Origin of the sequence: Dielma fastidiosa, assembly GCF_000313565.1 — a bacterium.
Classification (GTDB): Bacteria; Bacillota_I; Bacilli_A; order Erysipelotrichales; family Erysipelotrichaceae; genus Dielma; species Dielma fastidiosa.
Genome location: NZ_HE578927.1, coordinates 1 through 22,673, shown reverse-complemented (window position 1 = coordinate 22,673; position 22,673 = coordinate 1). Strand labels below are relative to the sequence as shown.

Here is a 22,673-nt window from a genome sequence, read left to right as displayed (position 1 = left end):
ATTTTTTAACTTATAAAAAAATCAATTCTCGATGGATTTCATCTATACAAAAAACACGATTTAGTCTATAATGGTGGTAAGAAGTAGGTAAAAGTGGAAGAAAGTGGGTGATTGTGATGTTCATGGGCGAATTCGCGCACAATATTGATGCGAAGGGGCGTCTGATCGTTCCTGCTAAATTCAGAAATGAATTGGGTTCTGCCATGATCGTTACCCGCGGTCTTGACGGCTGTCTCTCACTCTATACAAAGGAAGCATGGGATAAGATTTATGCTCAGCTCCTCGCTTTGCCTACGACTAAAAAAGAAGTGCGGATGTATGTTCGTACACTGACTTCCAAGGCCAGTGAAGTGGAGTTGGATAATCAGGGCAGAATCCTGATTCCCTCAATTCTGATCAAAGAAGCCGCAATCGTTAAGGAATGTGTGATTGTCGGTGTCGCTGATAAGGTTGAGATTTGGTCAAAAGAAAGATGGGAAGCATATTCTGACAGTGCTGATGATGAATTTGAAAGCATTGCCGAGAGTATCACGGATTTTATTATATGATGAAACATACAAGCGTACTTTTGCAGGAATGCATTGATTCTTTAGTTATTAAACCAAATGGTATTTATGTGGACGGTACATTGGGAAGAGCCGGTCACAGCAGTGAAATTTTAAAAAGGATTCCAAATGGTCATCTTTATTGCTTTGATAAAGATCAACAGGCAATTTTGGAATCAGAAGGCAGATTGGCGGCAATTGGCAGTAATTTTACAATTATCCATGCCGGCTTTAAAAATCTGAAGAGCGAGCTTCAAAATCGGGGTGTAGATGAAATTGACGGTCTGCTTCTTGATTTAGGTGTTTCTTCACCGCAGTTTGATGAAGCCAGCCGCGGTTTCAGCTACCGCTATGACGCGCCGCTGGATATGCGCATGGATCAAAGCCAGCCGCTCAGCGCTTATGAAGTAGTGAATACATATGAATTTAATGAACTGATGCGTATATTTTACCGTTATGGTGAAGACAGCTTCGCCAAACAGGTAGCCCGCAAAATTGAACAGGCCCGCAGCGTAAAACCAATTGAAACGACGTTTGAGCTGGTGGATATCATCAAGTCGGCTTATCCGGCTAAGGTGCTTAACAGCAAGGGACATCCGGCCAAGAAGATTTTTCAGGCCATCCGCATCGAGGTTAATGACGAGTTATCTGAACTGGAAACGGTGCTTGAGGATGCACTGGCAATGCTTAAGATCGGCGGCCGTGTCGCGGTGATCAGCTTTCATTCGCTGGAGGACCGCATCGTAAAGGAAACCTTTGTACGGATGAGCAGTCAGCCTAAGATTGATAAACGCATACCGCTTTTGCCGGGTCAGTTGGAAGAAGCGCCTTATCGGCTGGTTACTAAAAAGCCGATTCTGGCAGGGGAAGCAGAGTTAAAAGAAAATAACCGATCTCATTCGGCCAAACTCAGAGTGATAGAAAGGGTGAAATAGTTTATGGCTAAGATTGTGAAAAGGAAGAGAAGATTTAAATTTGGGACTTTTGTGAATGTGATTTTCAGCTTATCATTTATTGTCTATATTTGTTCCGTGACTTTTTTGCATTCGCATAATGTAGCTTTAAACTATAAGCTGACTGCCCAGCAGATTGAAATTGAAGATGCTAATAAGCGATTAGAGACGTTAAAGCTAGAGGTAGCGCAGTTTACAGAAAGAGAATATCTGATGACTATCAGTAATGAAAACGGGGGAAATCTGAAACTCGATCAAAAAAATATCGTGTATATCAGCAATGAAGACAAATAGAAGAGTGAGCTGGTAGAATGAAGAGATCAAATCTTAGAATCGCTGGGATTTTTACCGTCATTGCCGTATTGTCGTTAGTGGTCGTCATCAATGTTTTTGTGGTAACGATCGGCGGTGTCCATATGCGTTCGGGCACCAATATTTTGGCGAGCAAGGAAGGCAGTCAGGAACGGCAGGAGACTTTGCCGGCCAGACGCGGATATATTCGTGACCGCAATGGCAGTATCATCGCTCAGGATCAAGATACATATACAATTAAAGCTGTACTTTCTAAAGATCGTACAGGTGCTTATGCTTATGTTGACAACAAGGAGTTTACGGCTGCAGCCCTGGCTCCTATTTTAGGTATGAGCGAAGAAGATATCATGAATTATCTGAATCTTCAGGATCAGGGTGTCTATGAGACTTTGCTTGGTGAAAAGGGCAAAGGGCTGACAATCGAACAAAAGGAAGCGATTGAAGCGATTGAATATACGCCTGATCCAAATAAGAAATATCCGGGCTTGCCGGGGATTGAATTTGATAAGACAACGACCCGTTTTTATTCACCGGGTAAATTCGCGTCAAATCTTTTAGGCTTTGCGAATTATGATGAGGAGCAGCAGCGAATCGTCGGACAGATCGGTATCGAGGCTTTTCAGGACGCGGTGCTGAAGGGCAGCGACGGCTTGGTTACTTATCAGAAAGACGCGCTTGGCTATAAGCTGCCGGGTACGGAAAAGACGGAAAAAGCAGCGGTTAACGGCAATGATGTCTATCTGACTTTAGATAAGGATGTGCAAAGCGCGTTAGAAGTAGCGCTGCAGAGTACGATGGAGGCCAATGGTGCTGAACGTGCCTGGGGTGTTATCATGGAGGTTGAAACTGGTAAGATTTTAGCTTGGGCCGGTTATCCGACCTTTGATTTAAATAAGCGTAATATTGAAAGCTATGTAGATCTGCCGAGTATGTATGTGTTTGAACCAGGCTCCGTTATGAAGCCGTTTGCCTATGCGGCGGCGATGGATGCCGGTGTTTATAAAGGCGATGATACGGTATTTACCGGCCGCTTCTGTATTGCTTATGATGAAAACGGCGGTTTATATCGGACTAGCGGTCCATGTGAAGAAAACGGCAATATCAATGACGCTGAACGTGCCGGCTGGGGTACGATCAGTTTTGATGACGGTTTAATTCGTTCCTCAAATACATGTATCGCGACTTTGCTGACCGATTATCTGTCAACCGATGTGTTCTGGGACTATCTGGATAAATTCGGCTTCTTTAAACAAACCGGTATTGAAGGCTTGTCACAGAGTGAGGAATTCGGTATCAAGAATGATAAAACGCCGCTTGACCGTGTGGCTGCTGGCTTCGGTCAGGGTTCCGCGGTTACAACACTGCAGCTGATGCAGGCTTATACGGCAATCTTTAATGACGGCATCATGGTGCGTCCTTATTATATTGATAAGATCGTAAATCCAAATACCAATGAAATTATTGAAAGCGGAAAAACCCAATATGTTTATACGGATGAACAGGGTCAGCCGGTGCCAGTGCTGAAAAAGGAAACCACTGAGAAGATTTTGAAGCTGATGGAACAGATTGTTGAAGATCCTGAAAAGGGGACGGCGCATAAGTATAAGATTGACGGTGTATCGATGGTGGCTAAAACCGGTACCGGTGAGATTGCGAAGGATGGCAGCTACGGGGATACGGTTTATACATCAAGCATCATGGCGGCATCACCGGCTGATGATCCAAAAATTATGATGTATTATGCGTTTGAGAGCAGCAACTATCTTTATTATTCAGCTGATTATTTTAAAAACGCGTTCATGACCGCGCTTGATGCGGCGTCAATCAACAACGCGCAGCCATTAAAGGCGGTTGCCTATGATAACAGCTATGGCAGCACTTATCAGGAATATACAATGCCGACTTTAGTGAATCATACACTTCAGTATGCCAATTGGAAGCTGGATGAGATGGATGTCGACCGCATCATCATCGGTGATGGCAATCAGGTTGTTTCACAATATCCGAAAATGGGAACAACAATTGGTACCAAGCAGCATGCCTTTGTGAAGACCGATGGTATCAATTATACGATGCCGGATATGACTGGCTGGGCATATAAGGATGTGCAGATTTTTAAGGAATTAAGCGGCATGTCGATTGAGATGACGGGTCAGGGTGTTGTTGTCTGGCAGAATCTTGATGCCGGAACGAGCATTTTCTCTGATACAGAAATTAAAGTTACATTAGACTAGCACTTCGGTGCTATTTTTTTATGTGCTGGAATAAGATGTTTTGAGGTGAGTTCATGCTTCATGTCCGCAATAAGAAAAGAATTAATGCGATTTTTATCGGCGCTTTGGTTTTGTTTGGCTGTATTTTGAGCAAACTTGGTTATGAGCAGATCATTAATCAAGGCTCAATCGTTGATAAGGCCAAGGATCTGTGGCAGCGTGATTTTAAGCTGGCCGGCAATCGGGGCACGATTTATTCAAGTGACGGCCGTGAATTGGCGGTGGATGTACCGTCAACTTCAATTATTGTCGTACCGGCAATGATTGAGGAGCCTGAGCATGCGGCTGACGTTTTGAGTCAGATATTGAATACTGACCGTGACGCGCTTTATAAAAAGCTGACGAATCATGTCTCAACGCAGAAGCTGCAGCCGGAGGGCAGAAATATCAGTGATGAACAGGCGCTGGCCATTCAGGATGCGAATATTAAAGGCGTCGTGCTTGTTCAGGATTCCAAGCGTTATTATCCCAACGGCAATTATCTGGCACAGGTGCTGGGCTTTACCGGTATCGACAATCAGGGCTTGGCGGGTCTTGAACTTGAATACGACGAGTATTTGAGTGCTAAGAACGGTGACTTGAAGCTGCCCTTTGATGCGAAGGGAAATCAGCTGTCAATTAATGAAGAGGTGATCAATCAAGGACAGGGCATGGATATGGTACTGACGATTGATTCGACGATTCAGGATATTATTGAAAGAGAAATGAATAATCTGATGGAACGGTATAAACCAAAAAGTGCCTTAGCCTTGGCAATGAATCCTAAAACTGGGGAAGTTTTAGCAATGGTATCCAAACCGGACTTTGATCCCAATCATTATCAGGATTCAACCTCTGAAATCATTAACCGAAATCTGCCGATTTGGATGAGCTTTGAGCCGGGATCAACGTTTAAATCGATTGTCTTTGCTTCAGCCCTTGAGGAGAAATGCTTCAATATGTATACCGATACGTACTATGACCGCGGCTATGAAATGGTTGAGGGGGCCAGAATTAAATCATGGCGGGCTGGCGGTCATGGCTTGCAGACGTTCTTGCAGGTGCTGGAGAATTCAAGTAATCCAGGCTTTGTGGAAATTGGCCGGCGGCTTGGTTTGGATCGTCTTTATCAGTATGTGACGGATTTTGGCTTTGGCAGCAAGACAGGCATTGAATTACCGGGTGAGAGTACAGGCATCATGTTTAAAAAGGAAGCGATGGGGCCGGTGGAACAGGCAACCGTGGCATTCGGTCAGGGGTTATCAGTTACACCGATTCAGCTGGTGAGAGCTTTCAGCGCGGTGGTAAACGGCGGTACGCTGTATAAACCAATGATTGTGAAGCAGCTGGTTGATCCGATCAGCAAGGATATCGTACAAGAATTTGAACCGACACCGCAGGGACAGATCATCTCTAAAGAAACCAGTGATTTGATGCACGTGGCGCTGGAGAGTGTAGTTGCCAACGGCGGCGGCAAGAATTCATATATTAAAGGCTATAAGATCGGCGGTAAGACAGGAACCGCCCAGAAGGCCGTGGATGGCGTTTACTTAAGCAATGAATATATTCTGTCGTTTTTATCGGCGGCGCCGATGGATGATCCGCAGATTGTGATTTATGTAGCGGCTGATTCACCGCAAAATGATGTGCAGTATGGCGGTACCGTTGTCGCGCCGGTAGTCAGAAAATGCTATGAGGATATTCTGCCGTATCTGAATGTGGAAAAGGTAGAGGAACAGCTGCCTAAAAAGACAACATGGCTTGATCCGATTGAAATCATTGTCCCGGATTTGATCGGCAAGCAAAAGAATGAATGTAAGATGGAAGGCTTAACCTTTGAATTTGTGAATGAGGGGGAGGTTGTGATCGACCAGCTGCCAAAGGCTGGCGAGGTATTGCTTGAGGGCGGAAAGGTGATGATTACCCTTGGCTAAAGAATGCCGGCAGTTACTGGCTTTAATCGGCATATCCTGTGATGATTCAACAATCATTCAAGGAATAACCTGTGATTCAAGAGAAGTGAAGCAGGACTGGCTGTTTGTCAGTCTTCAGGGAATGTCGCATAACGGCGATGATTTTATTGATGAGGTAAGGGAGAAGGGCGGCATCGTCATCACATCGCACCCGCATCCGGACTGTTACGAAGTGTCTGATCCTCAAGCGGCGCTTGTGACGCTGATTAACGATTATTACGATTCACCCAGTGATAAGCTGACAATTATCGGTGTGACAGGCACCAACGGCAAGACGAGCGTCTGTTCCTTTCTGTCGCAGATGTTTACTGAATTTGGACAGCGCAATGTGGTCATCGGCACTAATGGCATCCAGCTTGACGGTTATTGTTATGCGACGCAAAATACAACGCCCGGCATGATGGTATGCCTGCGCGTCTTTTTGGAAGCGATACGAAGGGGAATCCACACGGTGATGATGGAGGTTTCCTCACACGCGATTGATGAGGGAAGATTGGGTTTTATCCGCTTTGACCGGCTGATTTATACGAATATCACTCAGGATCATCTCGATTATCATTTAACCTTTACTCATTATCAGTACACCAAATTTAAGGCTCGGCTCTATCTGAAGGAGAATGGACGGATTCTGTTAAATCAGGATCGTGATGAGTTGATGGAAATGCTGCATCTGCGTACCAAGGGCATTATTACTTATGGCCTTAAGCCATCGCATGTACAGATCAGCAATGTTGAACTGAGAAGCAGCGGTTCCAGCTTTGATATTGGTCAGCTGCATTTTGAGACATGCTTGTTAAGTATGAATAATGTTTATAATTTAGCTGCCTGCATCGCTTTGTTTAAAAGCTTGGGCATTCATTCTCATGAACTGTGTGAGGTTGTATCCCGCATCGAAGCGCCGGCGGGCCGCATGGAGGTCTTGAAGCTGAAGAATCATACGATCTGGATTGATTATGCGCATACGCCTGATGCGCTGCGGCGCTTGCTGGAATTTGCCAATCAGGTCTGTATCGGCAGAATCATCACGGTGCTGGGCTGCGGCGGCGAACGGGATCAGGATAAGCGGCATCAGATGGGTACGATTGCTTCAACGCTGAGCTATCGGGCGATTTTCACAGAGGATAACTCACGCGGGGAAGATCCGGCTGAAATCATCAAACAGATGTCGGTCAATGTACTGGATAATGTGAGTGTTTTGATTGATCGGCAAAAGGCAATCGCATTCGCACTGTCAATCAGTATGAAAAGTGATATAATAATAATCGCCGGTAAGGGAAATGAACAATTTTTGATTGTCAAAGAGGTTAAAATTCCTTATAATGATAAGGCGTTTATACTAAAACTTACCGAGGAGGAACCTCTATGAATCAATATTTATTAGCTGTCGGTCTGGGATTGTGCATCACGCTGGCTGTGATGCCGATCCTGATTCCGATTTTACATAAAGTTAAATTCGGACAGAGCGAGCGTGAAGAGGGACCGGCTTCCCATAAAGCCAAAAACGGTACGCCGACGATGGGCGGCATTGTTTTTATTCTGGTACCGATTCTGGTGCTGCTGATTTTGGATGCGCCGGCTTTCATGAATCCGGAAATGCAGATTGTCGTGCTGGCTTATGTCGGTTATGCGATGATTGGCTTTATTGATGATTTTATCATCGTGGTTCAAAAGAATAACCGCGGCTTATCACCGAAGATGAAATTTCTGATGCAGAGTGTGTTAGCGGTACTGTTCTTTTATCTTTATCAAAGAATTGCCCCGACAACCATCAATGTGCCAGTTCTGAATATGGAAATTGAATTAGGCTGGCTGTATTTCCTGCTGATCTTTATCATGTTTACGGCGGAAAGCAATGCGGTAAATTTGACTGATGGCCTAGATGGTTTATCGGCAGGCTGTGTGATTATTGCTCTTTCACCCTTTGTTCTGCTTTCCATACATCAGAGTAAAAGCGATTTAGCTTTATTCCTGCTGGCGGTGATCGCGTCTTTGCTTGGTTATCTTAAATTTAATCTGCATCCCGCCAAAATCTTCATGGGTGATACTGGTTCATTGGCGCTGGGCGGTCTTTTAGCTGCCACAGCAATGGTATTGAAGCAGGAATTGCTGTTGGTCATCATCGGCGGCATCTTTGTCATGGAATTGATGTCAGTAGTCATTCAGGTAACGAGCTTTAAGGCTACCGGCAAGCGGGTCTTTAAAATGGCGCCGCTGCATCATCATTTCGAATTAAGCGGCTTTAAGGAAACGCAGGTCGTAGTAATGTTTTGGATGATTTCCTTAGGTTTTGCAATCTTAGGTTATTTTCTGGGGGTAATGTAAATGGCAACGTGTCTGGTTATCGGCAATGCGAAAAGCGGCAATGCAGCCGCCCGGTTATTGAATCAAAAGGGTTATACGGTCACTTTAACGGATATGCAGCGTATTCCGGATAAGGAGGAGCTTGAAACATTGGGCATCCGAGTTGTGGATGAGGGGCATCCGGACTTCCTCTTCAACGATGACTATGCGTTTATCGTAAAGAATCCCGGTATAAAATATTCAGTGCCGATTATCCGCTATTTTGTTGAGCATCAAGTAAAAATCTATACGGAAATTGAAATTGCCAGCTGGTATGCAGAGAAGTTTCATTACGGCGCGGTGACTGGCACCAATGGCAAGACGACGATTACAAGCATGCTTTATGAGTGCTTAAAGGCGAATGGCCGCTGTGAGGCAGCCGGTAATATCGGTACACCGCTTAGTGAGCTGGCATTAAAATATGGTAATGAAGAAAAAGATATCGCGCTTGAATTATCTAATTTTCAGCTGTTAGGGATAGAAAGCTTTCATCCTGAGGCAGCGGTTGTCTGTAACCTGGCGCCGGATCATCTTGATTATATGAACAGTGTTGAAGAATATTACGCGTCAAAGTTTAGAATCGCCATGAATCAGCGTGGTGATGACTGGTTTTTGCGCAATGTGGATGATCCGATCGTGATGCAGTATGCGCGTGATCTCAAGTGTAAAATCATCGATTTCTCATTGCTTCGAACCGATACGCCGCTTTGCATTAAAGACGGCTGTGCATGGCTGTTTGACAAGCGCCTGTTTAAGCTTGATGATTTAAAGGTAGTCGGTATGCATAATGTCAGCAACGCGATGATCGCCGGTGCGATGGCAGTTAAATTAGGTGTGAGTTTTAAAGATGTTGAACAGGCATTAACTTCATTTAAGGGTATTGAACACCGCATTGAATATGTCGGTGAAAAAAATGGCGTCAGCTTCTACAATGATTCTAAGGCTACCAATACGCAGGCGGCTGCCATTGGTATTGCCTCATTCCCTAAAAATATCCTGTTATTGGCCGGCGGTCATGATAAGGGAATCCCTTTTGAAGAAATGCGCGCTTATGATGATCGAATCAAGTGCTGTCTGGCATTTGGTGAAACTAAAGCTAAAATTGCGGAGATATTTACCCGTTCAAAGCAATGTGAAACGATGTTTGATGCGCTGAATGAGGCATGGCAGATGAGCGCGCCGGGTGATGTGATCCTGCTTTCCCCCGCTTGTTCAAGCTATGATCAATTTGATAATTATGAACAGCGCGGCGATTTGTTTAAGGAAGCGGTATTGAAAATAATTCACGAATGAACTAATTGAACCTTTTCATTTTAATGAGAAGGTTTTTTTCTTGGCCTTGTATACCGCTAAAGCAATTGCTTTCCATAAATTATGATGATATACTTTAACTGGCATTAGTACCAAGAATTTTAATCAAATTTAATGCTTTTGACAGCCTACGCCAGCGGTACCTGTTTCACTGCCTGGCTGCTTTAAAAGCAGTGAAGGAGGAAAACAAGATGCGTGAATCAAATCGATACAGATGTTTGAAGGGGCTGGCGGTTTTATTATGTTTTTGTCTGGTTGGCGGCTGTCAGCAAAAGACTGTGGAGAAATCAGATAAAATCGTCATAACGGTGCTTTATACTAATAAATTTCCGCAATTGGAAGAGCTTGTGGAATCAACGTATTCAGATATTGATCTGCAATGTGAGATCACACCGTATACAAGCGAATTATCACGGCGTTTAGAAAATGGCTATGGCCCTGATTTAGTGCTCTCAAAAGAAGCTTATACCGATGATAACAGTCAATATCTTATTGACATCAGCGATTTGAGCGCCAGCGCTGCCTATGATGGTACGATTATGAAGGGTCTGCGTGTAGAAGGAAAAAATTATCAGCTGCCGCTGCCGGGGCAGTATTATGGCTATATCATTAATGAGACTTTGTTTGAACAGGCGGGCATTGAATTGCCTAACAGCAATCAATCATTGATTGAAGCCCTTGTTCAGTTAAAGCAGCAAGGCTATGGTCTTGGAGATGATGATAAGAATATAGCCATTCAAAGTGATTATAATACTTATTTTGGCTTGTTTTTAATCGGCGGTGAGGTGCCTGATTTTTTAGGTACGGTTGAGGGTGTTCAATGGCTTTCTGATTACAAAGAGAAAAACAGCCGTTTAACGGGTGTTTGGGATAATGTCTTTGATTTGACGGATGAGCTGGTAGCCAGCGGTGTTTTAGATGCGGCGCCATTAAGCAAGCAGCGCAACAGCATTCTTACCCATGAGCGGATGGCGTCGGGAAATCTGGCGGCCGTTTTTGGCGATTCCAGTCTTTTTGCGCAGTGTGTGAGTGAAAATCAAATAGCCTTTGAAGAAGGCAAAGCGATGCAGTATTCATACCGCATGCTGCCGTTAATGAGTGATGAGGGAAATGAATCTTGGATTCTTTATGCACCGTCAAGCTATGTCGGCATCAATGCATCAATCAGCGAGGAAAAGCAGGAAGCATGCAAGCGAATCTTAGCGCTGATATCTACTCAGGAAGGTCAGGATGCCATCATTAAGGATCTGCAGATGGGGGCTTCCAGTCTGCGTGGTTATGTTGCGAATGAAACATCGGTTCCTAATGGTGTAGAAACGTTTATTGATTCCGGTTATGTTTATAATTTGAATTTTCCGGAAAGAGTTGTCCAGTATCTGGGCAGCACGGCTCAGCAGCGGATGGCTGGCAGACTTACGAATGAGGAGCTGCTGCAGGCGGTGGATCAATATTATCTTGAGGGTTCACAGGCGATGGCTGATAATTTATCCGTGCTTACCGTTATGAAACAGGATCTGCTGTTTCAAAACTTTAATGTACGGCGCACCGAAACCGAACTTGGCAATTTTTTGGCTGACTGCATCGCTTCTGTGGCCGCGGCGCCGATTGCGGTGGTGAACGGCGGCAATATCCGCAGCAGCCTCTATATCGGTGATGTATATTGCGAAGATTTAGAAGCGCTGTTTCCGTTTGAAAATGAGGTCATCGTAATTGAAGCATCGGGTCAAACAATATGGGATATGCTGGAGAACTGCGTAACCTATAGTGATGATGAATTTCCTAATGGCCGTTTCCTGCAGATTTCTGGTCTGCATTATGTGTTTGACAGCTCTAAACCACGGGGCAGCCGAATGGTATCAGTTTCCCTGCCGGATGGTACACCGATTGATTTAAAGGCGAACTATCAGCTGGCGGTAAATAATTATATGGCAGGTGCGGTCGGTTATTTTGAGGGCAACGGCGATGGCTATACGATGCTGAATATCTATGATGAAAACACCCCAAAGGGTGATGTGACACTGATTAAAGAAAGCGGCATGAGCTATCGGGAAATGGTGAAGCAGTATTCCCGCGATCATCCTGAACAGGAGAAAATCATTGAGCTGGAAGGCAGGATCGTTGATCTTGCGAATGCGGATTAAGTCAAATAAAGGGGGAATAGTATGAAAAAGCATAAGATGAAGGGCGAGAAGCAGATTATTATTCTTGTCATTTGTACTTTGATTCTCTTTATTGTGTTGGCTTGCTCATTTGCTTTAAAGTCTTATAATGAAGCGGCATCGGAAACGGTGTCAAAAATCAGTGAGGTTTATCTGCAGGAAATGAATTCACAGACCAGCAGTCATTTTAATACAAATATGAAAAGTCAGTTCGCACAGATCAAGACAATGACGAATGCGCTGTCGATGAGTGAATTAAGCGATGAGGAAGCGCTGAAGTCGTTTTTGAAACAAATTCAGACGGATAATGATTTTTCCTATGTAGCGGTGATCAATTCACAGGGGATGGCTTATACACCACAGGGGTCACAGCCGGCGATTTCTAAAATCAGAGCGCTGAATGAACTGTTGAATGGCAGCAAGGAAATTATTTCAATTGATGAAACGATCTGGGATGATGATGTGATTCTGCTGGGGACTTCGATTGTTCCCAAAGCCTATAAAAATGAACAATTAGTGGCCGTCATTGTCGGAATTAATACAATGAAAATCAGTGAGAAGGTGGCACTGAATCAGAAAGGCACTAATTCTTATACCAATGTAATTAACCGTGAAGGTAATTTTATTATCCGCGGTGAGGATGTGAATCCGTTCTTAAGCGGCAGCAATCTGTTTTCAATCTTTAAGCAGCAGGCAGTATTTGATGCTGGCTATGAGCTGACATCACTGCAGAGTCAGATTGAGAACGGTCAAAGCGGGATGCTTTCTTTACGGTTGGGTGATGAACATGAATATCTGTATTATGCGCCAATTCCTGATACCGAATGGTATATGATGACCAGTATGGCTTATGAGACAGTGAATTCGCAGGTGTCGCGGCTCAGTCTTCTGATGCTGTTTGCGGCTGCCGGCATTTTTGTGACGGTCATGATAATTATTTTTGTATTTTTCATGCTTTACCGGCAGATTGAACAGCGCCATCAGCAGCTATTAATGGAAGCCAAGGAACGGGCGGAACAGGCGAATCAGGCAAAGAGTGATTTTCTTTCTCAGATGTCGCATGAGATTCGTACTCCGCTGAACGGCATTATCGGTATGACCGAGGTGGGACAGCGTTATATTGATCAGCCGGAACGAATGAAAAACTGTCTTGATAAAATCAGTTATTCTTCGAATCATCTGTTAGTTTTAATTAATGATATTTTGGATATGTCTAAGATTGAAAGAGGTAAAATTGAACTGCATCAGGCGGCGTTTAATTTCAGAGAATTACTGAAGGGAATTACAACCGTGTTCTATATTCAGGCATGTGAAAAGGGTATACATTTTAATGCTTATTGCGCGCAGGCAGTCAATGAAGTGCTGATTGGAGATTCCTTGCGACTGAATCAAATTTTAAATAATCTGCTTTCTAACGCATTGAAATTCACACCGACCGGCGGTACGATCGTTTTAAGTATTGAAACGTCATTAAGTGATGATGATCGTCTTTGGCTGACTTTTAAGGTCAGCGATACAGGCTGCGGCATCGCCAGGGAAAATTTTGATAAAATCTTTGAAGCCTTTATTCAGGAAACCTCAGGCGTTGCCCGTCAGTATGGGGGAACTGGCTTAGGTCTGCCGATTACCAAGCAATTTGTGCAGATGATGGGCGGTACCATCACCTTAGATAGTGAGGTTGGCAAGGGAAGCTGCTTCAAGGTTAATCTGCCGTTTGCTTATGAGCGTGAGGAACAGGCTCAGCCATTCAGCGGCCGTGTTTTAGTCATAGACGATTATCAGCCGCAGCGCCAAGCGCTCGCGGATCTGCTGCATCACTTAGGCTTTGAAGCTGTAGCAACCAAAACCGCCGAACAGGCATTAGCGCTTTGCAATACTGCGGCGTCGGTTGATGCGTGTTTTGTATCCTTGGCAGAAAGCAATGAGTTTACGCAAAAGTTGCAGTTACTTTATGACAGTGATAGAATAAGAATGCCTGAATTAATCTTAATGGGATATGATAAGGATGAATTGGAAGCCAGAGCTTCAGCATTAAAAATAGCCAAGGTGCTTTTCTTGCCGGCTTTTACTAAGGATATCGTGCAGCTGTTGGATGATGGTCAAGCCGATGCTCAGCCAGCCGATGACAGTGAGACAGCCTCAATATTAAGCGGTAAGCGTGTTTTGATTGTTGAAGATAATGAAATTAATCTTGAAATTGCAGTTGAACTGCTGAGGTTTGCAGGAGCGGTTATTGATACAGCGACTAACGGGCAGATCGCTGTTGAACGCTTTACCGCATCAGAAGAGGGTTATTATGATCTGATTCTGATGGATGTTCAGATGCCGATCATGGATGGCTGCAGTGCAACCGAAGTGATTCGCGCGTTAGATCGGCACGATGCAGGACAGGTAATCATTATTGCGATGACGGCTAATTCTTTCCAGGAGGATATTCAAAAATGTTTGGACTGCGGCATGGATGCGCATATCGGCAAGCCTTTTGTATTAGCTGATATCTGCACTCAGTATGGGCAAGTTCAAAAACATCGGCACTAATATTCTTAAAGCTGAGGGTTTATGACAAATGATCTTGTATGAAAAGGTTTATGTGAATTTGAAAAATAAAATAATCTGCGGTATCTTGCCGGCGGGCAGTCAGCTGCCCTCAAGAGCTAAGCTGTGTGAGGAATTCAACACTTCTGAAAAGACGGTGCGGCGTTCCCTGGAACTTTTAGCTCAGGAAGGTCTGATCGCGACTCAGAAGCGCAAACGGCCGATCATCATCTATCAGTCAATGCAGAAAACATCGCAGCTGGCTTTAAAGCAGGCAGATGCTATCGCGGCTGTGGACGCTTTACGGACAGGGGTACTGCTTTGTTATCCGTTGATTGATCAGGGTCTAAAGCTATGTCAGGATGCGGACTGGGCGTATTTAAGGACCATCATTGTAAGTATGGAGACGGTTTCAAAAGAGCGTTTTTGGCAGCTGTCTAATCAATTTTGGCGTTATCTGATTGCCCGCAACGGCAATGAGCTGATGCTGAGAGTTGTTGACAGCTTAGGCTTTTCAGAGCTGGAATCGCTGCACAGTGATGCTGCCATTCGTGAAACTTATCGCCGGCAGTTAACGCTGTTCTTAAAAACGGTCAAAAACGGCGGTGATCCGGCCAGTGTTAAATTTGATGATATGTCTGCTGTTTACGGCTTGGATAACGATGCTGAGGTACCACCTTATCAAGTAAAGCCGGATTCTATTTTTTGTGTCGGCTGCGCGGATTTGGAACAGAAGGTGCGCAAAAGCGAAGAACGGTATTCAAGTATTTGCGTCGATATTTTAGGTCGAATTGCCATTGGACAATATCCAAAGGGCAGCCGCCTGCCTTCACATAAGGAGCTTCAGAGCATCTATGGGGTCAGTATCGATACGACACTTAAGGCAATCAAAGAGCTGCAGGTCTTAGGCGCACTAAAGGCAGCCCCGCATTCAGGAATTGAAGTGATGATGGATCTGGATGAACTGAAACAGGCCCCCATTAAACCGGAATTAATTGCCGGCAATATCCGCCTGCTGTTAGACAGCTTAGAATTACTGGCGCTGAGTGTAGAAGGGGTGGCAGCTTCGGTGGTTTCAGCAGTGCTGCCAGACGATTGTTTAAAGCTGCAGAGGGAATTGGAGACAGCCTGGCATGATCCCTTTGATCACCGTTTTATCGCGGGTATTCTGCTGCAATTTATTATCGATCATATTCAATATGAAACACTGAAGACGATCTATGTGATGATTCGTAAGAATTTCATTGTCGGCAGACGTTTACCGGGCTTTATCAGCAAAGAAAAAAGCCAGCCTGAGTATGAAATCTACAAGCTGTGTATGAAAGCGTCAGCAGCGTTGGAAAAAGGAGAACGGGATCAATTTGCGGTTCAAACCGCTCATTTATTTCAGTTGATTCATCTGCAGATTATTCGGGAATGCAGCCAGCTCAATTATTTAGAGGCGGCTATGAATTACTATGATGCCGCAAAGCTGTGGCAATAATTTTATCAGAAAGCTGTGAGTATTGTGTTTAACGCAGTAACTCCAGCTTTTTTTATGTGTTGAAAATGTGAAAGAAAAAGCCGGTTTTTTTCATTTCATATCATTAATTCGATTGGTTGAAAGTTCAATAGGTTGGTGCTATTATAAATCTAGTTGAATATCCAACCATTTTTGGAGGCTGTATGGAAAAACGCAATAGTCTGCTGATGAATACCTCGATTTTATATCGGTATACACAGAAATATTATGATAAAAATTTAGATCTCTATCAAATTGGCGCCGGTCAGCTTCAGTTTTTGATTCTGATTTATGAACATGAAGGCATTACAATGTCTGATCTGTCTTTGATGGGCGGCTTTGATAAAGGAACGGTTACCAAGGGCATTCAGCGCTTAGAGGCGGAAGGCTATATCACAACCGCGGCAAATGAAAAAGATAAGCGCATTAAACATTTATATACGTGTGATAAGACGAAGAAAATCATTCCGGAAATCTATCTCGTTCGTCAGGAATGGTGGGAGAAAATAACCCAAGGCTTAAGTGAAGAAGAGCTGCAGCTGGCAGAGAACGTACAGGCAAAGCTGATTGCCAACGCGTCGGCTCTCACTCAGCCAACCAATCAGCTGAAAATCTTCGGCATGCAGAAGCTTACCTTATTGGATTATCCCTCTAAGCTGGCATCAACGCTGTTTACCGGCGGCTGCAACTTCCGCTGTCCTTTCTGTCAGAACGCGGATCTGGTTTTTCTGCCGGAGGATCTTTCTGAAATCAACAGTGATGATTTAGAAAGCTTTTTGAAACAGCGGCAGAAAACGTTGGACGGCATCTGTATCAGCGGCGGCGAGCCGTTGCTGCATGAAGAGCTGGAGCCTTTCTTATATAAATTGAAGGGGTTAGGATATAAGGTTAAATTAGACACCAACGGGAGCTATCCTAAGCTTTTAAAGAAATATGCAGCGGCTGGCTTAATTGACTATGTTGCGATGGATATAAAAAATGACAAAGCTCATTACGCGAAGACGATTGGTCTTGAAAGCTTTGATTTATCACCGATTGAGGAAAGCGTTGACTTTTTGCTTCACGGTGATCTTGATTATGAATTCAGAACTACGGTGGTCAGGGATTTTCACAGTGAAAAGGAAATCAGCGCCGCGGCAGAATGGCTGAAGGGCGCTAAAGCGTATTATCTGCAAGCCTTTGTAGACAGTGAATGCGTCATTCAAAAGGGTTTGCAGGGATATGATGCTGATGAAATGCAGAAGCTGTGTGAAGCAGCCAGAAAATTTGTACCTAACACGCAGGTGCGTGGGTTATAGAAGCGGAAAGGAAAGGGAAATAACTATGTATCAGGTAATTAAGAGGGACGGCAGTATTGCGGAGTTTGATTTAAAGAAGATTTGTGCTGCCATCACAAAGGCGTTTGACGCACAGAAAAAACAGTATCATCCAAGTGTCATCGAAATGCTGGCACTGCATGTAGCGGCCGATTTTGAAGATAAGATCGTTGATGATAAGATTCAGGTAGAAGCGATTCAGGACAGCGTTGAGGCGGTTTTGATTCAGGCGGGTTATGCCGATGTAGCAAAGGCTTATATTCTTTATCGTAAACAGCGTCAGAAAATCCGCAACATGAAATCAACGATTCTTGACTATAAGGAATTAGTAGACAGCTATGTGAAGGTTTCAGACTGGCGGGTTAAGGAAAATTCAACGGTCACTTATTCCGTCGGCGGTTTGATCTTAAGCAATTCCGGCGCGATTACCGCTAACTATTGGCTTTCAGAAATCTATGATGAGGAGATTGCCAATGCGCATCGCAGCGGTGAGATGCATCTCCATGATTTATCGATGCTGACAGGCTACTGCGCAGGCTGGTCACTGCGTCAATTGATCTGTGAAGGACTGGGCGGCGTTACCGGTAAAATCACATCAAAGCCGGCAAGACATCTGGCTTCCTTATGCAATCAGATGGTTAATTTTTTGGGCATTATGCAGAATGAATGGGCAGGCGCACAGGCTTTCTCATCCTTTGATACTTATTTAGCACCGTATGTAAAAGTTGATGATTTGAGCTATGAGAATGTAAAGAAATGTATTGAATCATTTGTTTATGGGGTAAATACACCAAGCCGCTGGGGAACTCAGGCACCATTCTCTAATATTACCTTGGACTGGACAGTACCAAAGGATCTTGCTGAACAGCAAGCCTTGATCGGCGGCAAGGAAATGGATTTTAAATATAAAGATTGTCAGAAAGAAATGGATATGATTAATAAGGCATTCATTGAAATCATGATTGAGGGTGATGCGAATGGCCGCGGCTTCCAATATCCGATTCCAACTTATTCAATCACTCGTGATTTTGACTGGTCAGAGACAGAAAACAACAAGCTGTTATTTGAAATGACATCAAAATACGGGACACCTTATTTCTCCAATTATGTAAACAGTGATATGGAACCAAGCGATGTGCGCAGTATGTGCTGCCGTCTGCGTCTTGATTTAAGAGAACTGCGCCGTAAATCCGGCGGCTTCTTCGGCAGCGGTGAAAGTACCGGTTCTGTCGGTGTGGTAACGATCAATATGCCGCGTATCGCTTATCTGGCTAAGGATGAAAATGATTTCTATAAACGTTTGGATCATTTGATGGATATTGCCGCCCGCTCACTGAGCGTAAAGCGTACAATCATTACCAAATTGCTGAATGAAGGCTTATATCCGTATACGAAGCGCTATTTGGGAAGCTTTGAGAACCATTTCTCGACGATCGGTTTAATCGGCATGAATGAGGTGGGCTTAAATGCGAACTGGCTGCGTGCGGATTTAACCCATCCGAAGACACAGAAATTTGCGCAGGAGGTTTTAAATCACATGCGTGAGCGTCTGGTTATTTATCAGGAAGAATACGGCGATTTATACAACCTTGAGGCAACACCGGCAGAATCAACAACGTATCGTTTAGCGAAGCATGATAAAGAATTATATCCGGATATTATCACGGCTACTGAAAATGACGCGAAGCCTTATTATACCAATAGCTCACATCTGCCGGTTGGTTATACAGAGGATATTTTTGAAGCGCTGGATATTCAGGACGAGCTGCAGACACTGTATACATCAGGCACTGTTTTCCATGCGTTCCTAGGTGAAAAGCTGCCGGATTGGAAGGCTGCGGCGGCCTTGGTGCGCAAGATTTCAGAGAATTATAAACTGCCTTATTATACTATTTCGCCAACTTATTCAATCTGCCGCAATCACGGCTATATCAGCGGTGAGGTTTATGAATGTCCGCACTGCGGTGAAAAGACGGAGGTTTACAGCCGTATTACCGGATATTACCGGCCGGTACAAAACTGGAATGAGGGCAAGACACAGGAATTCAGCGAACGTAAGGTATATGATATCGGTCACTCTGTGTTAAAGGGGAAACAGGCATTGAGTGATGTTCAGACGCCATGTGAAAAAGCGGAAGGCAAGCTGCTGCTGTTTACGACTAAGACTTGTCCGAACTGTAAGGCTGCTTATCAGTCATTGGAACAATCAAAGCTGAGCTATGAGAAGGTTGATGCTGAGGAGCAGGAGGCATTGGCAAGACAGTATGGTATTATGCAGGTACCAACCTTGGTGGTAGTAAAAGAAGATGGCTTCGAGAAGATCGGCAATGCATGGAAAATCCGCGAATTTGCGGAAATGAATCATCAGCAGTAATTTTATAAGAGTATTTGTCATTTTGATGATGAATACTCTTTTTCTATGGATTAATTAAACAAAAGCGGAGGAAAAAATGACTAATAAATCAATATTCATCGCTCTGTATAAGCACTTATACTAAAGAACTAAAGAATACTGATTCTAAAATTGGTATTCTGCCGTGGATGATTGCCATAACCCTCCTGCAATTTTTACTGGTTTTGTTTTAAACTGCCTTTGCATAGCCATGCAGGCCGCGCACACACTAAGGGCGGAGGTGGCTTATGGAAGACAAGAAGAAAAAAACATCAGAGCCTGCAGAAAAGGATGCCGGCAATAATCAGTGGACGAATAATAATCTGAAATATTATCCGGATAAACGTCCCCGTCAGGATGGCCCGGGTGGTAATTGATGATTAAAAAAATCGATCATCAGCTGATGGGAAGATTTCATAACAGCTGGCTGAATACTTATTATCATTTTTCCTTTGGTGATTATTATGACGCTGAGAAAATGCACTATGGCATGCTGAGGGTGGTTAATGATGATACGATTCAGCCGCTCAGCGGGTTTGATTTACATAGTCATAAGAATATGGAAATCTTAACCTATGTCGTACAAGGAGAATGTACCCATCGTGACAATGACCGCGAACAGACGTTAAAACGGGGAATGATGCAGCTGATGAGTGCTGGTACAGGTATTGCGCACAGTGAAGTGAATATGCAGGATTCACTGCTGAGAATGATTCAGATTTGGATTTATCCTAATGAATTAGATCTGACACCTGATTATCAGCTGGCAGCACTGCCATGGCATGAGCGGTATAACCGCTGGCTGCTTTTAGCTTCTCAAAGAGATGAAGCACCGCTTCATCTTCATCAGGATATGAATATTTATGCCTGTGAATTAAGCGACGCGGCAGAAATAGAATTAAAGGTAATGCCGCTTCGGCAGGTTTACCTAGTAGTGCTTGAAGGCCGGGTGCGAATTGAGGATATGCTCTTTGATGCCCATGATGGTGCTGGAATCGATGAAAGTACAAGACTGAAGGCGGCCAGCTGGGCCCATGTATTGATGTTTGAAATGGCTAAGCTATAAAAAGAAAACAAGTGAAGATCTCACTTGTTTTGGTTTAATTAATGATTGAAAATTTGAAAACCGACACGTTTTTTAACTTTCATTAATTTCTTATGCGCCAGCTTGCCTGCTTTCAGACGGCCTTCTTCCAATACCTGTTCACAGATGCCGCTGTTTATAATCTCATTGTAGCGTCCTTGCAGTTCAGTCAAGAATTTCTCGATATTGTCACCGATTTCTTTCTTCAGATCGCCGTAGCCCTTGCCTTTAAACCGTTCAACAATGCTGTCAATTGATTCACCAGTCAGTGTAGAATGGATCGTTAACAGATTGGCGATACCCGGCTGATTTTCAACATCGTATTGAATGATGCCGATTGAATCGGTAACGGCTGACATGATTTTCTTTCTGGCAGCTTTAGGATCGTCTAAGAGATAAATGACACATTTTTCATCATCGCCTGATTTTGACATCTTCTTGGTCGGTTCAGTCAGTGACATAACCTTGGCTCCGACTTCTTCCACAAGCGGTTCAGGCACGGTAAATGTTTCACCGTAACGATTGTTGAAACGCTCAGCGATATTGCGGGCCAATTCAACATGCTGCTTCTGATCAATGCCTACCGGTACATAATCGGCATCATATAAAAGAATATCAGCAGCCATTAAAGATGGATAAGTAAATAAACCAGCGGTGATATTCGTTTCACCCTTTGCTGTTTTATCCTTATACTGGGTCATACGCTGAAGCTCACCCATGTAAGAATGACATGTTAAAATCCAGCCAAGCTCGGCATGCTCATGCACATCAGACTGTAAAAAGACAGTTGTCTTCTTCGGGTCAAGGCCGCATGCCAGATATAACGCGACTAAATCGCGGGTATTTTTCTTTAATTCCTTAGGATCAACCTGAATCGTAATAGCATGCAGATTCGCAATAAAGATATACATTTCATATTCATCCTGATACTTGGCAAATTGACGGATTGCACCGATATAATTTCCCAGTGTCAGCTTTCCGGTCGGCTTAATGCCGCTTAACATAGTTTTCATAATAGTTTCCTTTCTTGTTAAATAAAAAAAACGCCCCCATGCAGGGACGTAAAGTACGCGGTACCACCCAGCTTACTATAATAATATAGTCGCTCGCATATAACGGTGCTCACCGGCTACAGACTCATGCCTGCATCAGCTCAAAAGTCCCAATTCAATTAAAAATCACTGCTGACTCACACCGGCCGTCAGCTCTCTTTGAAGGTGATCGTTAATCTACTTCACTTTATCATCGCTTGTCAGTATTATCGTACACCAGTTTAATTAAAAACACAAGGAAGAAATATTAAGAAATCGATTCCGCAAATTGCATAACTGTTTGAGAATAGTTTGCAGTGACAGCAGAATTAGTCTATAATATTATATAGATATCAAGAGAATGGAGGCTGCATTATGATACTATTATATACATCTCCGGGCTGTGCTTCTTGTCGTAAGGCTAAACAATGGTTAAAAGATAATAATTTGCCGTTTGTGGAAAAGAACATCTTCACAACATTGTTGAAAGAGGATGAAATTAAATACTTATTAAAAAGAACAGAAAATGGTACTGAAGATATCATTTCGACCCGATCAAAGGTTTTTCAGGAAATGAATGTTGATTTAGATGATTTATCACTGAATGAATTAGTTAAGTTTATCCGTGAGAATCCTTCAATATTAAAAAGACCGATCATCTTAAATGAAAAGAATTTAGTTGTAGGCTATGATGATGATGAAATTACATCCTTTGTGCCTAGTGAACTGCGCAACCTTGTATCCAAGACATGCAATGAAACATGTCAGAATTATGAAATCTGCGGTGCATGCCGTAAAGAAGCTTAAGAGATAATCATTATCTCTTTTTTTTATGAAAGATACTCTGAAGCGGAATCCTTTATCATTTATTAAATAAAGATTTTAAGTAAGAAAGATTATTTTAATGAAAGATTCATAATAAGATAATTATTAATCAGCAAATAACCCCTGAATTATAAGCTTTTACGG

The 22,673-nt window shown here is 43.5% G+C and carries 17 protein-coding genes and 1 other annotated feature; of the genes, 16 read left to right on the top strand and 1 reads right to left on the bottom strand.

The annotated features are described in order from the left end of the window. Window positions 1–116: 116 nt before the first annotated feature. The 15 genes from mraZ to DAHG_RS09855 all read left to right on the top strand — a co-directional run bounded on the left by mraZ (window position 117) and on the right by DAHG_RS09855 (window position 20,655). Window positions 117–548 (top strand): division/cell wall cluster transcriptional repressor MraZ, encoded by a 432-nt coding sequence (gene mraZ, locus DAHG_RS09925; RefSeq protein WP_022938197.1) that lies wholly within the window; start codon window positions 117–119, stop codon window positions 546–548. After that, window positions 545–1,480, top strand: coding sequence for a 16S rRNA (cytosine(1402)-N(4))-methyltransferase RsmH (rsmH, locus tag DAHG_RS09920; protein ID WP_022938196.1), 936 nt, complete (start codon window positions 545–547; stop codon window positions 1,478–1,480). The genes mraZ and rsmH overlap by 4 nt, the downstream gene beginning before the upstream one ends. 3 nt (window positions 1,481–1,483) lie before the next feature. After that, window positions 1,484–1,792, top strand: a complete 309-nt coding sequence (locus tag DAHG_RS09915; protein WP_022938195.1) for a hypothetical protein — start codon at window positions 1,484–1,486, stop codon at window positions 1,790–1,792. A 17-nt stretch (window positions 1,793–1,809) separates the two neighbouring features. After that, window positions 1,810–4,044 (top strand): penicillin-binding transpeptidase domain-containing protein, encoded by a 2,235-nt coding sequence (locus DAHG_RS09910; protein WP_022938194.1) that lies wholly within the window; start codon window positions 1,810–1,812, stop codon window positions 4,042–4,044. Window positions 4,045–4,097: 53 nt separating this feature from the next. After that, a complete protein-coding gene (locus DAHG_RS09905) occupies window positions 4,098–5,996 on the top strand; it encodes a penicillin-binding transpeptidase domain-containing protein (protein ID WP_022938193.1) in 1,899 nt (632 codons plus the stop codon). Continuing rightward, window positions 5,989–7,401 (top strand): UDP-N-acetylmuramoyl-L-alanyl-D-glutamate--2,6-diaminopimelate ligase, encoded by a 1,413-nt coding sequence (locus tag DAHG_RS09900; protein ID WP_022938192.1) that lies wholly within the window; start codon window positions 5,989–5,991, stop codon window positions 7,399–7,401. The genes DAHG_RS09905 and DAHG_RS09900 overlap by 8 nt, the downstream gene beginning before the upstream one ends. Continuing rightward, window positions 7,398–8,357, top strand: coding sequence for a phospho-N-acetylmuramoyl-pentapeptide-transferase (gene mraY, locus DAHG_RS09895; RefSeq protein WP_022938191.1), 960 nt, complete (start codon window positions 7,398–7,400; stop codon window positions 8,355–8,357). The genes DAHG_RS09900 and mraY overlap by 4 nt, the downstream gene beginning before the upstream one ends. Next, a complete protein-coding gene (murD, locus tag DAHG_RS09890) occupies window positions 8,358–9,668 on the top strand; it encodes a UDP-N-acetylmuramoyl-L-alanine--D-glutamate ligase (RefSeq protein ID WP_022938190.1) in 1,311 nt (436 codons plus the stop codon). 209 nt (window positions 9,669–9,877) lie between these two features. Continuing rightward, window positions 9,878–11,827: a 5'-nucleotidase C-terminal domain-containing protein gene (locus tag DAHG_RS09885; protein WP_022938189.1), complete on the top strand. Its 1,950-nt coding sequence runs from the start codon at window positions 9,878–9,880 to the stop codon at window positions 11,825–11,827. 21 nt (window positions 11,828–11,848) lie between these two features. Continuing rightward, complete coding sequence (locus DAHG_RS09880; RefSeq protein WP_022938188.1) at window positions 11,849–14,383, top strand: ATP-binding protein; 2,535 nt, start codon at window positions 11,849–11,851, stop codon at window positions 14,381–14,383. A gap of 28 nt (window positions 14,384–14,411) precedes the next feature. Then, a complete protein-coding gene (locus DAHG_RS09875) occupies window positions 14,412–15,863 on the top strand; it encodes a GntR family transcriptional regulator (RefSeq protein ID WP_022938187.1) in 1,452 nt (483 codons plus the stop codon). A gap of 182 nt (window positions 15,864–16,045) precedes the next feature. Beyond that, on the top strand, window positions 16,046–17,179 hold the full coding sequence (locus DAHG_RS20905; RefSeq protein ID WP_022938186.1) for an anaerobic ribonucleoside-triphosphate reductase activating protein: 1,134 nt from the start codon (window positions 16,046–16,048) through the stop codon (window positions 17,177–17,179). Between the two features lie 25 nt (window positions 17,180–17,204). Continuing rightward, window positions 17,205–19,571, top strand: a complete 2,367-nt coding sequence (locus tag DAHG_RS09865; RefSeq protein WP_022938185.1) for a ribonucleoside triphosphate reductase — start codon at window positions 17,205–17,207, stop codon at window positions 19,569–19,571. A 266-nt stretch (window positions 19,572–19,837) separates the two neighbouring features. Further along, the gene (locus tag DAHG_RS22005) at window positions 19,838–19,966 is read left to right on the top strand and encodes a hypothetical protein (protein WP_022938184.1); all 129 of its coding nucleotides are present in this window, start codon (window positions 19,838–19,840) and stop codon (window positions 19,964–19,966) included. After that, on the top strand, window positions 19,966–20,655 hold the full coding sequence (locus DAHG_RS09855; RefSeq protein ID WP_022938183.1) for a pirin family protein: 690 nt from the start codon (window positions 19,966–19,968) through the stop codon (window positions 20,653–20,655). Before DAHG_RS22005 ends, DAHG_RS09855 begins: the two co-directional genes overlap by 1 nt. Before the next feature lie 38 nt (window positions 20,656–20,693). Here DAHG_RS09855 and trpS read toward each other — a convergent pair whose 3' ends face one another. Then, complete coding sequence (trpS, locus tag DAHG_RS09850; protein ID WP_022938182.1) at window positions 20,694–21,686, bottom strand: tryptophan--tRNA ligase; 993 nt, start codon at window positions 21,684–21,686, stop codon at window positions 20,694–20,696. A gap of 39 nt (window positions 21,687–21,725) precedes the next feature. After that, window positions 21,726–21,928 (bottom strand) — a binding site (T-box leader). Between the two features lie 151 nt (window positions 21,929–22,079). Between trpS and spx the strand changes: the two genes are divergently transcribed. Continuing rightward, entirely contained in the window at window positions 22,080–22,511 is a 432-nt protein-coding gene (gene spx / locus DAHG_RS09845) for a transcriptional regulator Spx (RefSeq protein WP_022938181.1), read from the top strand. Window positions 22,512–22,673 lie beyond the last annotated feature (162 nt).

What these genes read in the sequence shown, in the direction of transcription:
- mraZ (WP_022938197.1), top strand. Translation starts at nt 117, where the DNA reads ATGTTCATGGGCGAATTCGCGCACAATATTGATGCGAAGGGGCGTCTG.
- rsmH (WP_022938196.1), top strand. Translation starts at nt 545, where the DNA reads ATGATGAAACATACAAGCGTACTTTTGCAGGAATGCATTGATTCTTTA.
- DAHG_RS09915 (WP_022938195.1), top strand. Translation starts at nt 1,484, where the DNA reads ATGGCTAAGATTGTGAAAAGGAAGAGAAGATTTAAATTTGGGACTTTT.
- DAHG_RS09910 (WP_022938194.1), top strand. Translation starts at nt 1,810, where the DNA reads ATGAAGAGATCAAATCTTAGAATCGCTGGGATTTTTACCGTCATTGCC.
- DAHG_RS09905 (WP_022938193.1), top strand. Translation starts at nt 4,098, where the DNA reads ATGCTTCATGTCCGCAATAAGAAAAGAATTAATGCGATTTTTATCGGC.
- mraY (WP_022938191.1), top strand. Translation starts at nt 7,398, where the DNA reads ATGAATCAATATTTATTAGCTGTCGGTCTGGGATTGTGCATCACGCTG.
- murD (WP_022938190.1), top strand. Translation starts at nt 8,358, where the DNA reads ATGGCAACGTGTCTGGTTATCGGCAATGCGAAAAGCGGCAATGCAGCC.
- DAHG_RS09885 (WP_022938189.1), top strand. Translation starts at nt 9,878, where the DNA reads ATGCGTGAATCAAATCGATACAGATGTTTGAAGGGGCTGGCGGTTTTA.
- DAHG_RS09880 (WP_022938188.1), top strand. Translation starts at nt 11,849, where the DNA reads ATGAAAAAGCATAAGATGAAGGGCGAGAAGCAGATTATTATTCTTGTC.
- DAHG_RS09875 (WP_022938187.1), top strand. Translation starts at nt 14,412, where the DNA reads ATGATCTTGTATGAAAAGGTTTATGTGAATTTGAAAAATAAAATAATC.
- DAHG_RS20905 (WP_022938186.1), top strand. Translation starts at nt 16,046, where the DNA reads ATGGAAAAACGCAATAGTCTGCTGATGAATACCTCGATTTTATATCGG.
- DAHG_RS09865 (WP_022938185.1), top strand. Translation starts at nt 17,205, where the DNA reads ATGTATCAGGTAATTAAGAGGGACGGCAGTATTGCGGAGTTTGATTTA.
- DAHG_RS22005 (WP_022938184.1), top strand. Translation starts at nt 19,838, where the DNA reads ATGGAAGACAAGAAGAAAAAAACATCAGAGCCTGCAGAAAAGGATGCC.
- DAHG_RS09855 (WP_022938183.1), top strand. Translation starts at nt 19,966, where the DNA reads ATGATTAAAAAAATCGATCATCAGCTGATGGGAAGATTTCATAACAGC.
- trpS (WP_022938182.1), bottom strand. Translation starts at nt 21,686, where the DNA reads ATGAAAACTATGTTAAGCGGCATTAAGCCGACCGGAAAGCTGACACTG.
- spx (WP_022938181.1), top strand. Translation starts at nt 22,080, where the DNA reads ATGATACTATTATATACATCTCCGGGCTGTGCTTCTTGTCGTAAGGCT.